At 69.1% G+C, this 13635-nt stretch carries 16 protein-coding genes and 2 pseudogenes; 12 read left to right on the top strand and 6 right to left on the bottom strand.

Features of this window, described 5'->3' with window-relative positions:
* The first annotated feature begins 18 nt into the window (after positions 1 to 18).
* Positions 19 to 1005 carry a LysR family transcriptional regulator gene (locus ACZ7IB_RS24405; protein WP_470915602.1) on the top strand — a complete coding sequence of 329 codons (987 nt, stop codon included), beginning with the start codon at positions 19 to 21 and terminating at the stop codon, positions 1003 to 1005.
* Here the strand turns inward: ACZ7IB_RS24405 and ACZ7IB_RS24400 are convergent.
* Positions 951 to 1427 (bottom strand): pyridoxamine 5'-phosphate oxidase family protein, encoded by a 477-nt coding sequence (locus ACZ7IB_RS24400; RefSeq protein ID WP_470915601.1) that lies wholly within the window; start codon positions 1425 to 1427, stop codon positions 951 to 953. The genes ACZ7IB_RS24405 and ACZ7IB_RS24400 overlap by 55 nt on opposite strands.
* A gap of 112 nt (positions 1428 to 1539) precedes the next feature.
* Between ACZ7IB_RS24400 and ACZ7IB_RS24395 the strand changes: the two genes are divergently transcribed.
* Positions 1540 to 2187 carry a cysteine hydrolase family protein gene (locus ACZ7IB_RS24395; RefSeq protein WP_470915600.1) on the top strand — a complete coding sequence of 216 codons (648 nt, stop codon included), beginning with the start codon at positions 1540 to 1542 and terminating at the stop codon, positions 2185 to 2187.
* Between the two features lie 24 nt (positions 2188 to 2211).
* Here the strand turns inward: ACZ7IB_RS24395 and ACZ7IB_RS24390 are convergent, their stop codons facing one another.
* Positions 2212 to 2682: a Rieske (2Fe-2S) protein gene (locus ACZ7IB_RS24390; protein ID WP_470915598.1), complete on the bottom strand. Its 471-nt coding sequence runs from the start codon at positions 2680 to 2682 to the stop codon at positions 2212 to 2214.
* 72 nt (positions 2683 to 2754) lie between these two features.
* Positions 2755 to 3325, bottom strand: a pseudogene (locus tag ACZ7IB_RS24385) (alpha/beta hydrolase family protein); the annotation flags it as partial.
* Between the two features lie 284 nt (positions 3326 to 3609).
* On the opposite strand from ACZ7IB_RS24385, the gene ACZ7IB_RS24380 reads away from it, so the two are divergent.
* Both ACZ7IB_RS24380 and ACZ7IB_RS24375 read left to right on the top strand, forming a co-directional pair.
* Positions 3610 to 3990, top strand: a complete 381-nt coding sequence (locus ACZ7IB_RS24380) for a YunG family protein (RefSeq protein WP_470915596.1) — start codon at positions 3610 to 3612, stop codon at positions 3988 to 3990.
* Between the two features lie 263 nt (positions 3991 to 4253).
* Positions 4254 to 4796, top strand: coding sequence for a hypothetical protein (locus ACZ7IB_RS24375; RefSeq protein ID WP_470915594.1), 543 nt, complete (start codon positions 4254 to 4256; stop codon positions 4794 to 4796).
* A gap of 271 nt (positions 4797 to 5067) precedes the next feature.
* Here the strand turns inward: ACZ7IB_RS24375 and ACZ7IB_RS24370 are convergent, their stop codons facing one another.
* A complete protein-coding gene (locus ACZ7IB_RS24370; RefSeq protein ID WP_470915590.1) occupies positions 5068 to 5352 on the bottom strand; it encodes an amidohydrolase family protein in 285 nt (94 codons plus the stop codon).
* 282 nt (positions 5353 to 5634) lie between these two features.
* Between ACZ7IB_RS24370 and ACZ7IB_RS24365 the strand changes: the two genes are divergently transcribed.
* From ACZ7IB_RS24365 to ACZ7IB_RS24335, 7 genes are all read left to right on the top strand, one after another.
* On the top strand, positions 5635 to 6492 hold the full coding sequence (locus tag ACZ7IB_RS24365) for a HipA family kinase (protein WP_470915587.1): 858 nt from the start codon (positions 5635 to 5637) through the stop codon (positions 6490 to 6492).
* Positions 6489 to 6872 carry a DUF3037 domain-containing protein gene (locus ACZ7IB_RS24360; protein ID WP_393704766.1) on the top strand — a complete coding sequence of 128 codons (384 nt, stop codon included), beginning with the start codon at positions 6489 to 6491 and terminating at the stop codon, positions 6870 to 6872. Before ACZ7IB_RS24365 ends, ACZ7IB_RS24360 begins: the two co-directional genes overlap by 4 nt.
* A 236-nt stretch (positions 6873 to 7108) precedes the next feature.
* The gene (gene fabG / locus ACZ7IB_RS24355; protein ID WP_470915585.1) at positions 7109 to 7870 is read left to right on the top strand and encodes a 3-oxoacyl-ACP reductase FabG; all 762 of its coding nucleotides are present in this window, start codon (positions 7109 to 7111) and stop codon (positions 7868 to 7870) included.
* A 20-nt stretch (positions 7871 to 7890) separates the two neighbouring features.
* Positions 7891 to 8646: an SDR family oxidoreductase gene (locus tag ACZ7IB_RS24350; protein ID WP_470915584.1), complete on the top strand. Its 756-nt coding sequence runs from the start codon at positions 7891 to 7893 to the stop codon at positions 8644 to 8646.
* A gap of 118 nt (positions 8647 to 8764) precedes the next feature.
* The gene (locus tag ACZ7IB_RS24345) at positions 8765 to 10345 is read left to right on the top strand and encodes an ABC transporter substrate-binding protein (protein ID WP_470915582.1); all 1581 of its coding nucleotides are present in this window, start codon (positions 8765 to 8767) and stop codon (positions 10343 to 10345) included.
* An 87-nt stretch (positions 10346 to 10432) separates the two neighbouring features.
* Positions 10433 to 11116: a uracil-DNA glycosylase gene (gene ung, locus ACZ7IB_RS24340; protein WP_470915580.1), complete on the top strand. Its 684-nt coding sequence runs from the start codon at positions 10433 to 10435 to the stop codon at positions 11114 to 11116.
* Positions 11117 to 11284: 168 nt separating this feature from the next.
* The gene (locus tag ACZ7IB_RS24335; RefSeq protein WP_470915579.1) at positions 11285 to 11770 is read left to right on the top strand and encodes a hypothetical protein; all 486 of its coding nucleotides are present in this window, start codon (positions 11285 to 11287) and stop codon (positions 11768 to 11770) included.
* Between the two features lie 54 nt (positions 11771 to 11824).
* Here ACZ7IB_RS24335 and ACZ7IB_RS24330 read toward each other — a convergent pair whose 3' ends face one another.
* Positions 11825 to 12265 (bottom strand): hypothetical protein, encoded by a 441-nt coding sequence (locus ACZ7IB_RS24330; protein ID WP_470915577.1) that lies wholly within the window; start codon positions 12263 to 12265, stop codon positions 11825 to 11827.
* Between the two features lie 75 nt (positions 12266 to 12340).
* Positions 12341 to 12696, bottom strand: a pseudogene (locus tag ACZ7IB_RS24325) (TetR/AcrR family transcriptional regulator); the annotation flags it as partial.
* Between ACZ7IB_RS24325 and ACZ7IB_RS24320 the strand changes: the two are divergent.
* Positions 12643 to 13632, top strand: coding sequence for an FAD-dependent monooxygenase (locus tag ACZ7IB_RS24320; RefSeq protein WP_470915576.1), 990 nt, complete (start codon positions 12643 to 12645; stop codon positions 13630 to 13632). The pseudogene ACZ7IB_RS24325 and the gene ACZ7IB_RS24320 overlap by 54 nt on opposite strands.
* Positions 13633 to 13635 lie beyond the last annotated feature (3 nt).

Genomic DNA, 13635 nt, shown 5'->3' with positions numbered 1-13635 from the left:
TCGCGTAGCATTGCTTACATGTTGAACCTGGAGCGCCTGCGTACCCTGGATGCCCTCGCCCGGCACGGTTCGGTCAGCGGTGCCGCCGAGGGGCTGCATGTCACCACATCGGCGGTCTCCCAGCAGATGTCGAAGCTGGAGCGGGAGGTGGGGCAGCAGCTCCTCGCCAAGAGCGGCCGCGGGGTCCGGCTCACCGACGCCGGCCAGTTGCTCGCCGACCATGCGGCCCGGATCCTGTCCCAGGTCGAGCTGGCCCAGTCCGACATCGAGGCGCAGCGCGGTGAGGTGGTGGGCGAGATCCGGCTCTCCGCCTTTCCGACCGCGGCGCGCGGACTCTTCCCCGCGGCGCTCCTCGCGCTGCGCGCCGATCATCCCGAACTGCGCGTGCGAACACGGGAATTGGAGCCCGAGGACGGAATCCGTGCGGTGATCAGGGGTGACGTCGACCTCGCGGTGGTGCTGGACTGGAGCAACAAGCGGCTGCCGGTGCCCGGCGGCCTGGCAAAGGCCGAACTCCTCGACGACGCACCGGACATCGCGATGCCGGCCGATCATCGGCTCGCGGACCGGGTGGAGGTGGATCTGGAGGAGTTCGCCGACGACGATTGGGTGTCATGGCCGGAGGGTGAATTCTGCTACGACTGGCTGATGTTCACTCTGCGCTCGAAGGGCATTGAGCCGCGCATCGCGCATCTGGCGGGCGAGCACCACACCCAACTCGCCCTGATCGCCGCAGGTATGGGGGTCTGTGTGGCGCCGAGGCTGGGCCGAGGACCGGTACCCGATGGGGTGCGGCTCGTGCCCGTACGGCAGAAGATGCGACGGCACGTCCATGCCGTGTGGCGTACTGACGCGGACCGGCGTCCGTCGATCAGGGCGGCGGTGGCGGCGCTGCGGATGGCCGGTCGGGAGCTGGATGCGCCGTCGTCGTGGGACGGGACAGGGTGTTCTCAGGTCTCGGACGGTCCCGCGAGCTTCCGGAAGTCCCAGGAGGTGATGGACTGAGGGGTGAGCCGCAGCCAGGCGTGCCGGCCGTCGTGCGGCATGGTGTCCATCCCGAAGTACTTCTCCGCGAACAGCCGTTCCGGAATGTCGATTTCGGGGCACGGTTCGCCGGTACGGGGTGCCTCGCCCACAGGGACGGCCGCGCCGGAGAGTTCGATGCCGCGCAGATCCGCGTACTCCACCCCGTCGTCCACGACCACCGCGATCCTCGGGTCGTCGCACAGCTGGGACCAGCGCAGGCTGCGGGTGATCGAGTACAGCCAGAGCGAGGTTCCGTCCCAGGCGTACCAGAGGGCGCCGACATGCGGGTGGCCGTCCGCGGACACGGTGGCGACCCGGCAGGTGCGCTGCTCGGCGAGATAGGTGTCCCGTTCCGCGTCCGTCATCATGATCCGACGGCCCCGTCGCTGAATGGCGGCCATGGGACGCCCCCTCCCGATAGCTGACTCCGTGTCAGAAATCATGGGGCCTCTTCCCTCATCACGCAATGGCGGTTAACCTCGCGCGCCCGATCCGCCGCCGAAAGGGGCAGCCGTGTCGTCGAAGGAACAGCTCGCCGAGCAGCTCGATCCGGCCACCACCGTGCTTCTGACGGTCGAATGCCAGCAGGGCGTAGTGGGCCCGGGCAGCGCGCTGCCCGAACTGGCCGAGGAGGTGAGGTCCTCCGGCGCCCTTCACCGCGTCGCCCGACTGGTCGCAGCCGCCCACGAGGCCGGGGTCCAGGTACTGCACGCGGTGGCCGAACGCCGTCCCGACGGGCGGGGTGCCAACAACAACGCCCGCCTCTTCCGGGCCGCCGGCCGGCTGCCCGTACAACAGCACTCGGGCACCACGGCGGTACGGATCGCCGCGCCCATCGAGGTGGCGGACGGGGACCTCGTCGTGCGCAGACTGCACGGCCTTTCGCCCATCGCCGGCACGGATGTGGACGCACTGCTCCGCAACCTCGGCTGCCGGACGCTCGTCGTCACCGGGGTCTCGGCCAATGTCGCCATCCCCAACGCCGTGTTCGACGCGGTGAATCTCGGATATACGTCGGTGGTGCCGTCCGACGCCATCGCGGGGGTGCCGGCCGACTACACCCCCGCGATGATCCGCAACACACTCGCCCTCGTCGCCACCATCACGACCACCGACGACGTACTCGGCTGCTGGCGGAGCCGAGGTCGGGTCAGGGCCTGATCGGCCGATCAGGCCGGACCGGCCCTAGGAAGCGAGCGTGATCGAGCCGCCCTCGACCGTGATAGGCCGGGCGGGCAGCGGCTGGGTGGCCGGACCTGCTGCCACACTGCCCGTCGCCACATCGAACTTGCTGCCGTGACAGGGGCAGTTGATGGTTCCGCCCGACACGCTCGACACCGCGCATCCCTGGTGGGTGCACTTCGACGAGAACGCCTTGAACTCGCCGGCCTTGGGCTGCGTCACCACGACGCCCCGGTCGGCGAAGATCTTTCCGCCGCCCTCCGGAATGTCGGCGGTCTTTGCCAGAGCGGGTCCGCCGTCGTGCGATCCGTCACTGGCAGGGGGGGCGGCGGGCGGGGCCTCGACCGCATCCGAACCGCCCGAGTCCTTCTGGTTGCCGCACGCAGTGAGTACGGCAGCCACCGAGACGGCCCCGACCGCTGCGACAACGGCCCGACGCCCGGGACGGACCTCGTGGTCCTGCGATGCGCTCATGCTGGCTTTCCCTTCCGCGATGTTCATGACTTCGGTGTCCGACCAGGGGTACGCGCAGCGGAACGCCCGCGTTCAACGCCCCAGGGACTTCTTGAGGAAGTCCCGCTCCAGCAGCAACAGATCGCTGACAGTCTCCTCCCGGGTGACCAGATGGCCGGACCCGGACAACGGCAGAACCGTGTGCGACCGGCCCGCGGCCAGCAGCGCGGCGGAGAACCGCAGCGTGTGAGCGACGGCCACATTGTCATCGGCAAGTCCGTGCACCAGCATGAGCGGGCGTGTCGGCCCGGCCGCCTCCAAGTGCAGTGAACTGCGGTCGTGGTTCTCCGGAAGTACATCCGAGTGGCCGAGAAACCGTTCCTCCCAATGGGTGTCGTAGAGCCGTCCGTCGGTCGGCGCACCACCGGCGACCGCCGCGTGGAAGACCTCCGGGTGACGCAGCGCAGCGGCAGCCGCGAGATACCCGCTGAACGACCGGCCGAGCATGGCGACCCGCGCCGGGTCCGGCTCGGGATACTGTGCGGCAGATGCGTGCAACGTGTCCCTGTATGCAGTGGCCCGTGTGCGGGGCGAGCAGCACGGGCAGCGGGGCGTCCCCCGGCCGGTACCACGACGACAGATACGGCCTGCTGCGCAGCTCGCGTCACCGTCCTCGTGCAGCCGGAGCCGGCTGACCTGACCCGTACCGGACGTGGTTCGTACGAGGAGCACCCGGGCGCCGTCCGGTGAGGCGGTGAGCTGTCGGGGCATTCCGAGCGAGAAGCGGAAGGTGCGAGCTGCCGGGGGAATCGCCGGGTGTTGTCGAGCGCGTCGTCAGCCGTGGAGTCGAATGCGACCGACCGGCGCTTGCCAGGCAGGGGCCGGGCCGACTGCGGGGAGGCCACGCATCACGCGTGATTGTCAGAGGCGTCTGCAAGGCTGAGCGGTATGACACTGAGGAACTTCAACGACCTTGAGCGGGCCATTCGCGGCGGTTGGGGCGCGGACACCACGACGCCGGATCACCGTCCGGACTGGACCCCGGACAATCCGGCGCGCGACCAGTGCGGTGTCACCGCCCTGGTGGTGCACGACCTGTTGGGTGGTGAGCTGATTCGCGGTGAGGTTCATGTCAATGGCGAGCGAGTGGACTACCACTGGTGGAACCGTCTGGGCATGGGGATCGAAGTCGATCTCACCCGCGAGCAGTTCGGCCCCGATGAGACAGTCGTCGGCGGAGTTGTGATTGAACGGCCTGCGGAGATCGTGCGGCTCCGTGAGGAGTATGAGCTTCTCCGCAGCCGAGTAGTGGCTGAGCTGTGTTCGTAGGCGATACGTCTCCGGGGTTTCCCGCGCGGTGACGATGCGGGGTCAGCGAGCTGTCGCGTCGTTCGCGCGGAAGACCGGTTCTCCCTCAGGCAACCGGGCGAAGAGGAGGGTCCGGTCCAGCTGCTCCTCGTCCTCGTCCTCCTCGTTGCTGAACACCTCGTCCACCAAACAGTTCGCGCAGCTGCTCCTGTACGCCGTCGCCGTACCCCTGCCGGTAGCCGTCCAGATCGAAGTGGGTGTGCCTCCACCGCGGCGATCGTGCAGTGCTCGTCCTCGATGACCAGCCGGGCGCGGATGGTGCCCGCCTGGAGAGTCTGGTCGTTGCAGTAGCCGTAGACGACCTCGGCCTCGATGTCGCCGCCGACGGACATCTCGCCGTCGGCGTGCACCGCGCGGGCTGTCACATCACCGCCGACGGCGACGACGGAGTCGGGGCCGCAGTCGGCCAGGCAGCCTTCGACGGTCAACGAGCCGGTGACCACGAACGGGGCCACCACGTCCAGATGCCCCTTCACCACGAGATCCCCATGGTGGAAGAACGGCGCGCCCATTCGCTGGTCACCGGTACGGGCATCGTCGCCGAGAATCTCTGCGCACAACTCCGGTATCAGCCTCACGTGATCGGGATCGGCGTCGTTGCGCAGCTCGGCGACGAATTCCTGGTAGCTGTCGAACTCCGGCCGCACGAGCTCCGTCAGCCAGCCACTCTCGTCCGGAATCCCGGCGGCCCGGCAGGCTCCGGACGCAGTGACCCGCTTCCCCTCGGCGACCCGGCGGGCAACGGCCTGCCGTCCACTGCGGAATAACCGCCATGGGCCGGTGTGCCCGCCGCCTTCAGCATGGCCACGATCTCGGCGGCCCGTTCGGCGGCGTCGACATCATGGGCAGGGCTGACGGCAGCAAAAAGGGCTCTGTTCTCCGAGTCGCTCATGGCAGGACTCTATGAACTGCCACTGACATTGATACTCGTACGTGGGTTCCGGTGGTCGTGGCTCTGCCACTGACTGACAACCATTCCCGTCGACAGGATCCTGCGCCCGGACCGTAACCCTTGGCGGATCGGTGGTGGCGAGATTGTCAGAGGCTCGGGTCGCGATGGGTGGGCTGTCCGTCGAGGACGGTGAGCAGCACAGGGAGTCGGGGCAGGTCCGTGGCCGGGTCACCGAGCGGGTTGTCCGCGAAGACGGTGAGGTCTGCGCTGTGGCCGACGGCGAGGCGACCTGCGTACTCTTCTTCGCCCGCCGTGTAGGCGGCGTTGAGGGGCATCCCCTGGCGCGTCTCCAGCGGTGTCAGCGCCTGTTCGGGGCCGTGCGGGGGCCGGGTCGGGTCACGGCTGGGGCGGCGGTGGCGGGCACCGGCCATGACGGCCGGCGGCGGACATCGAGCTGGTCGCCGATCCGGCGCAGAGTGATTCACTCCAGGGCGCCGACCTCGCCCTCCCGTCGGCGTCGTGGCTGCGTCGGCCGTCTACGCGCTCATGACGCGCTCCGGCCTCGGGCTCGGCGCCCGTGCCCGCGCGGCAGGCCTGCCGGTCCCGGCCCACAACGCCCCGGATTCTCCCCGGGTCAGTACCGGGTCTCGCGGGAGGGCTGAGGCTTCGGCCCGGCCGCGGATCGCGGTCCGAGCGCCGGATAGCCTGGAAAAATGCTCACCGAAGTCACCGCGACCCGCTATGTCACGCCCTTGCGGGAGGGCGGATCTCTGCCCGGAATCGTCGAAGCCGACGACCTCGGCACCTACGTCATGAAATTCACCGGCGCCGGACAGGGCCGCAAGACACTGGTCGCGGAGGTCATCTGCGGACAGCTCGGCCGCAGGCTCGGCCTTCGCGTCCCCGACCTCGTACAGATCCAGCTCGACCCGGTCATCGGGCTCGCCGAGCCCGACCAGGAGGTGCAGGAACTCCTGAAGGCCAGCGGCGGGCTCAATCTCGGGATGGACTTCCTGCCCGGCTCGATCGGCTTCGACTCGCTCGCCTACCAGGTGGACTCCCGGGAAGCCGGACGTGTCGTCTGGTTCGATGCGCTGATCAACAACGTCGACCGGTCCTGGCGCAACCCGAACATGCTGATCTGGCACGGCGACCTGTGGCTCATCGACCACGGCGCCACCATGATCTGGCACCACAACTGGCCCGGCGCCCAGGTCTCCGCCGCCAAGCCGTACAACGCCTCGGACCATGCGCTGGCCCCGTTCGCCCCCGATATCGCGGCGGCCGCCGCCGAGCTCGCCCCGTTGGTCACCGAGGAACTGCTCACCGAGGTCGCGGCCGATGTCCCCGACGAGTGGCTGGTGGACGAGCCCGGCTTCGACTCCACCGACGAGCTGCGCCGCGCCTATGTGGAAGCGCTGCTGCCGCGCGCCGCCACCATTCATGAGCGGATCGCGATGGAGGGCCCCACCGAGCCCAAGCCGTCACAGGCCCCCGGCTGGCTCACCGAGCACCTCACCCCCTGGCCGCACCCCACCAAGAAGAAGAACGACAAGGACGGCCAGCGGTGATCAAGCGCGATGTCTTCGAGTACGCGCTGCTGCGCGTGGTGCCGCGAGTACAGCGCGGCGAGTTCTTCAACGCGGGCGTGGTCGTCTACTGCCACGCGCAGGGTTTCGTCGCCGCCCGTACCCATCTCGACGAGACCAAGCTGAAGGCACTGGACCCGACCGCGGATGTGGTCGGCGTACGGGCCGCCCTGCATGCCGTCGAGGGCGTGTGCCGCGGTGGTACGGACGCGGGCCAGGCGGCCCGCGACGACGCAGGCCGCCGCTTCCGCTGGCTGATCGCCCCGCGTTCCACCGTTGTCCAGCCGAGCCCCGTGCACAGCGGTCTCACGACCGACCCGGAGGCTGAGGTCGAACGACTGCTCGACCTGCTGGTGCGCTGATCCGCCGCCCCGCGGCGCCCGTCCGCAGCCACTGCGGCAGCGGCGCCGCCGGGTGTGACATGCACCCCTGCGGCCGTGGGCCGTTGACACCGAGTGGCAGGGCTTCTAGCGTCTCGTCTGCTGAAGGTACTAAGCGGTTGCTCAGTTATCGGGGAGGCTCCGTGCACGCGAAGGTTCCGTGCCGGGGGTGCCTCGACGTCCGCTGAGCCGCGATCCAAGGGCGAGGAGAACCAAGCATGTCCACCACCGAGCAGCGCGTCGCCATCGTGACCGGAGCGGCGCGGGGCATTGGCGCCGCCACCGCGGTACGCCTGGCGGCCGAGGGCCGCGCCGTCGCCGTACTCGACCTCGACGAGGCGGCCTGCAAGGACACCGTCGAGAAGATCACCGCCGCCGGGGGCGCCGCCCTCGCCGTCGGCTGCGATGTGTCGGACAGCGCCCAGGTGGAAGCCGCGGTTGCGCGGGTCGCCGCCGAGCTCGGCGCACCGACGATCCTTGTCAACAACGCGGGCGTGCTCCGCGACAACCTGCTCTTCAAGATGAGCGAGTCCGACTGGGACACCGTGATGAACGTGCACCTCAAGGGCGCGTTCCTGATGGCCAAGGCCGTCCAGAAGCACATGGTGGACGCCGAGTTCGGCCGTATCGTCTCGCTCTCCTCCTCCTCGGCGCTCGGCAACCGCGGCCAGGCCAACTACTCAGCTGTCAAGGCCGGTCTGCAGGGCTTCACCAAGACCCTCGCCAAGGAGCTCGGCAAGTTCGGCATCACCGCCAACGCCGTCGCACCCGGCTTCATCGTCACCGAGATGACCGCGCAGACCGCGGCCCGGGTAGGCATGGGCTTCGAGGAGTTCCAGGCCGCTGCCGCCACCCAGATCCCGGTGCAGCGCGTCGGCCGCCCCGAGGACATCGCCAACGCCATCGCCTTCTTCACGGGCGACGAGGCCGGCTTCGTCTCCGGTCAGGTCATGTACGTCGCCGGCGGACCGCTCAACTGACCCGAAGGGTTGCAGACATCATGAGTGTGCAGGACAGTGGGAAGGTCGCGCTCATCACGGGCGCGAGCCGGGGTATCGGCTACGGCATCGCCGAGGCGCTCGTGGCGCGCGGCGACCGGGTGTGCATCACCGGACGAGGCGAGGACGCTCTCAAGGAGGCCGTCGAGCAGCTCGGCTCCGACCGCGTCATCGGCGTGGCGGGCAAGGCGCACGACGAGGCGCACCAGTCGGCGGCGGTCGAGCGCACCATGGAGGCATTCGGCCGTGTCGACTTCCTGATCAACAACGCCGGTACGAATCCGGTCTTCGGCCCGATCGCGGAGCTCGACCTCAATGTCGCCCGCAAGGTCTTCGAGACGAATGTGATCTCGGCGCTCGGTTTCGCCCAGCAGACCTGGAAGGCCTGGCAGAAGGAGAACGGCGGGGCGATCGTCAACATCGCCTCGGTCGCCGGTATCTCCGCCTCGCCCTTCGTCGGCGCGTACGGCATGAGCAAGGCCGCCATGGTCAACCTGACCCTTCAGCTGGCGCACGAGTTCGCGCCGGTCGTCCGGGTCAACGCGATCGCCCCCGCGGTCGTGAAGACGAAGTTCGCCCAGGCGCTGTACGAGGGCCGCGAGGCGGAGGCCGCCGCGGCCTATCCGTTGGGCCGGCTGGGGGTCCCCGAGGACATCGGCGGCGCCGCCGCGTTCCTCACGTCGAGCCAGAGCGGCTGGATCACGGGACAGACCCTGGTGGTCGACGGCGGGATCTTCCTGAATGCGGGCGTGAGCTGAGAGCGGCCTGAGCGGATTTGGCCCTGATTGACTCAAGTGCCCCGTCGGGCCTGCGGATTGACCCGACGGGGCACTGCGGTATGGTCTGCCGACCCATGGCTGATCGAGGAGCGTTCACGTGTTCTACCGGGCCAGTCTGCAGGCCGCTGCAGTCCTTGCTTCCCTCTCTCTGCTGGCAGGCTGCGGACTTCTCTCCGACAGCGGCTCGAAAACGGAGCAGAAGATAGTCGTCGGTACGACCAGCGAGCTCTCCACCCTCGATCCGGCGGCGGCGTGGGACAACTCCTGGGAAATGATGCGGAATGTCTTCCAGACCCTGGTGAGTTTCCCCACAGGCAGTACCAGCCCCGAGCCCGATGCGGCGGAATGGTGCAAGTTCACCGACACGACCAGCACGGCCTACCGGTGCAAACTCCGCAAGGGCCTGAAATTCTCCAATGGCGACAAACTCGACGCCGAGGCCGTGAAGTACTCCATGGACCGGATCACGGCCATCAAGGTCAAGGGCGGCCCCGTCGGCATGCTCGGCTCGCTCGACCGGGTCGAGGTCAAGGGGGACGACATCGTCGTCTTCCATCTCACCAAACCGGACGCCACATTCCCGTTCATCCTCGCCACTCCCGCGATGTCGCTCGTGGCGCCCGGCGACTATTCGAAGCACAAGGTCCGCAGCGACGGAAAGGTCACCGGATCCGGTCCCTATCTCCTGGATTCGTACAAGCCGGGGAACCGGGCCGAACTGGTGAAGAATCCGGACTACAAGGGTTTCGCCAACCGTAAGAACGACGCTGTGACCATCCGGTACTTCAAGGATTCCGCCCCCGTGGTCGCGGCGCTGAAGAAGAACGAGATCGACGCGATCTACCGCGGCCTCACCGCCGAGGAGGTCGTCAACCTGGAAGACAACAAGGACAAGAACAGCAATCTGCAGATTGTCGAGACAGTCGGCGCGGACATCCGCTTCCTGGTTTTCAACCCCGACGATCCGGCCGCCGGGAATGTGGCCGTACGGCGGGCCATCGCCCAGCTCGTCGACCGTGACGCCCTGGTGGCCAAGGTCTACCAGGGGACGGCCGAGCCGCTGTACTCCATGGTCCCCAAGGGCATCGCCGGACACACCACCAGCTTCTTCGACGCCTACGGTGACCCGGACAAGGACAAGGCGAAGCAGATCCTCGTCAAGGCGGGCATCACCAAGCCCGTATCGATGACGTTCTGGTTCACGACCGACCGGTACGGCTCGTCCACGGCCCCCGAGTTCGACGAGCTGAAGCGACAGCTGGAGGCCTCCGGGCTGTTCCGGATCACGCTGAAGAGCAAGCCCTGGAAGGAGTTCCAGGAAGGCTTCACCAAGGGCCAGTACCCCGTCTTCGGCCGCGGCTGGTTCCCGGACTTCCCGGACCCGGACAACTTCATCGCCCCCTTCGTGGGCAAGGAGAGCATCACCGGGATGCCGTACATGAAGAAGGAGATCACCGAGCAGGTGCTGCCGCAGACCCGTAAGGAGAGCGACCGGGGCGCGGTCAGCAAGGAGTTCGAGCGGGCCCAGCAGATCCTCGTCGACGACGTACGGCTGCTGCCGCTGTGGCAGGGCAAACTGTACGTCGCGGCGGGCGAGGACATCGGCGGCGGCGAGCGTGCCCTGGACCCGCAGACGGTCATGCAGATGTGGGAGCTGTACCGCAAGGCCAGCTGGTAGGCCCCGGCAGGGCTCGCAGGGTCCGTTGTCAGTGGCCCCCGGTAGGTTCTCGGTTGAAGAACTGATTACTTGACGGAGGTTGTTGACGTGACCGACACCGACCTGCTGCCCGAGTCCTGGCGCGGCGTCCTCGGCGAAGAGCTGCAGAAGCCCTATTTCAAGGAGCTCACCGAGTTCGTCGAGGAGGAGCGGGCCAAGGGGCCGGTCTATCCGCCGCGCGACCAGGTGTTCGCAGCCCTGGATGCCACGCCCTACGACAAGGTGAAGGTTCTCGTCCTCGGTCAGGACCCGTATCACGGGGAGGGGCAGGGACACGGACTGTGCTTCTCCGTGCGGCCGGGCGTCAAGACGCCGCCCTCCCTGCGGAACATCTACAAGGAGATCAAGGAGGAGCTCGGCCTGCCGGTCCCGGACAACGGGTATCTGATGCCGTGGGCCGAGCAGGGCGTGCTCCTGCTCAACGCCGTGCTGACGGTGCGCGCGGGCGAGGCGAACTCGCACAAGGGCAAGGGCTGGGAGAAGTTCACCGACGCGGTGATCCGCGCCGTCGCCTCGCGGCCCGATCCGGCGGTCTTCGTGCTCTGGGGCAACTACGCGCAGAAGAAGCTTCCGCTGATCGACGAGGAGCGCCATGTGGTGGTGAAGGGTGCGCACCCGTCACCGCTGTCCGCCAAGAAGTTCTTCGGCTCCCGTCCGTTCACGCAGATCAACGAGGCGGTGGCGGCGCAGGGGCACGAGGCCATCGACTGGCGCATCCCCGACCTGGGCTGACGCTGCGGTTTCGGCCCGGGCCGGTGGCGGGCGCCCGGTGGACAGGTCCGGGCCGGGGGTGGGCGCCCGGTGGACAGGTCCGGGACGCCCGCCCGAGCCTCAGCGGGATTGACCGCAGCTGCGGCTAGCGTCGAACGGAATCGGGTGGACGTGGACAGGGAGGCCGCAGTGACGGAGCAGCGGGAGGCGTCGAAGGATGCCGTCATGACCAGGATCGGCCAGGCGATCATGCTGCTGCACGGCGGCGACCGGGAGGAGGCCCGCAATCGCTTCGGCGAGCTCTGGGCGGAGATCGGCGAGGACGGGGACGCCCTGCACCGGTGCACCCTCGCCCACTACATGGCCGACACGCAGGACGACCCCGGGGATGAGCTGGCCTGGGACCTGAGGGCATTGACCGCGGCCGGCAGCCTGACCGACGAGCGCGCGGCACAGCACTCCGATGCGCTCGCGGTGCGGGCGTTCTATCCCTCGCTCCATCTCAATCTCGCGGTGGACTATGTGAAGCTCCACCGTCCCGAGGCGGCCCGGATCCATCTGGACCGGGCGCGCGCCACCTCCGGTGTGCTCGCGGACGACGGGGCTGATGACGGGTACGGGGGAGGGGTCCGCGCGGCGATCGCGAGGCTGGAACTGAGGCTGCGGGAGCTGTGAGGGGTGGCCCGTCCATGGCGGACGGGCCACCCGCTCGGCTCTCGCCTGCGGGGTTCAGCGGCCGTAGGTGTGCTCGCAGATCCGGGACTGCGGACTGCCCGCGGGCCAGTGCCCGTATCCCCGTCCCAGTGCGCAGACGTCCTTCCGGGTGACGGGGTCCGGCAGGGCCGGGACGGGCGTGGTCACGGCGGGCGGGGCCTGACGCGGCCGAGGCCGCGCCGCCCCGGGGTGCTTCCGTTGCTGTGGTGCGCGGGGCGCGGCGCGGCGGGTGTCCGGCGGTGCGCCGGGCGCCGGGGCGGACGGCTCGGGGGCCGGTACGGCTCCCAGGCTGTCGTGGACCGGCGGCTGCACGATCTGTGGCGCCAGGTCCTGGGCGGGCCGGCTGATCCCGGGCCGGGACGGAACGTCCGGCTGTGGCGCCACGGACACACAGCCGGACAGTGTCGTGACCGCCACGCCGACCAGGAGCTTCACGGTGATTCGGGTTCGTTGCACCTGATCAACTCTGCTGTGCGGACCAGGTTTTGAGTGAGCCGGGAAGCCAAGATTGGCCCGCACGAGTGACGCCGGTCAGCGCAATGCCGCCTGCGATCCGAGCATCCCGCGCAGCAGTTCGGTGAAGCCGGTACGCAGCTCCTCCTCGGTCGGGTACGGAGCGGTGGTACGACCCCGCGGCGCACGAGAACATCAGCCCCTCGCACCAGGCCACCAGGGACAGGGTGTGCCGCTCGGGCTCGGCCGACCCGGCTGCCGGTCATCAGCGCCATCAGCGGCTCGCGGAACTGCCGGCCCGTCGCGTCGAAGAACTCCCGCGGCTCCGGGCGCCGGGTGGCCTCGCGGGCGAGCTCGTAGCGGCAGATGAGCAGTTCGGGGTGGCGGGTGAGATACCGGTGCAGGGCCAGCGCGAGACCGGCGACCAGCCGGCCACCTTCGTCGACCGCCTCGTCGCCCGGCTGTCCGACTCCACCGTCTGTACCGAAGCCGCCGCGGAACTGCTGGACCCGGGCGCCACGGACGGTGCGCGTGCCGTGGTCCGCACGGCGGCCGGGGACATCGAGGCCGACCTCGTCATCGGTGCCGACGGCATCAACTCGGGCGTACGCAGCGCACTTTTCCCGTCCCACCCCGGACCGTCGTACGCCGGGGTCACCACCTGGCGCATCGTCGTCCCCGCGCCCGAGCGGCCCTTCGCTCCGCACGAGACCTGGGCCCGCGGCGCACTCTGGGGCACCCAGCCGCTCAAGGACGGCCGCATATACGCCTACGGGGCCGCCGTCGCCCCCCGCCGGAGACCGTGCTGCCGACGACGAGAAGGCGGAGCTGATGCGCCGGTTCGGCAGCTGGCACGACCCGATCCCCTCGATCATCGCCGCCGCCCAGTCCGGACAGGTACTCCGCAACGACGTGCACCAGCTGACCGACCCCTGCCCTCCTTCCACCGGGGCCGCACCGTCCTCGTCGGCGACTCCGCCCACGCCATGGCACCCAGCCTCGGCCAGGGCGGCAACCAGGCCGTCGAGGACACGATCGTGCTCGCCCATCATGTAATACCGGGCAGGGACCTCGGCGCGGGTCCGGCGGCGTACACCGCCGACCGGCTGCCCCGCACGTCGGTCATCGTCCGCAAGGCCGCACATGCCTCCCGGCTGATGCGCCTGGCCAGTGCCCCGGGCGTGGCGCTGCGCGACGCCCTGATGTCCACCGTCTCGCGGCTCGGGCCCACTCTCGTCCTGCGCACCTTCGACGGCATCGCGGACTGGCAGCCGCCGCAGCACACGTATGCTGCCCCGACGAAGGAAGCGCACAGGTCGCTGCGGCAGACATCGGCTCGAAGAGCTCGACGGGGCACCCTCAACCGGTGAACA

This window comes from Streptomyces sp. NPDC037301 (genome assembly GCF_055602785.1).
The sequence above is the reverse complement of the archived record's forward strand: the minus strand, read 5'-3'. Positions and strand labels throughout refer to the sequence as shown.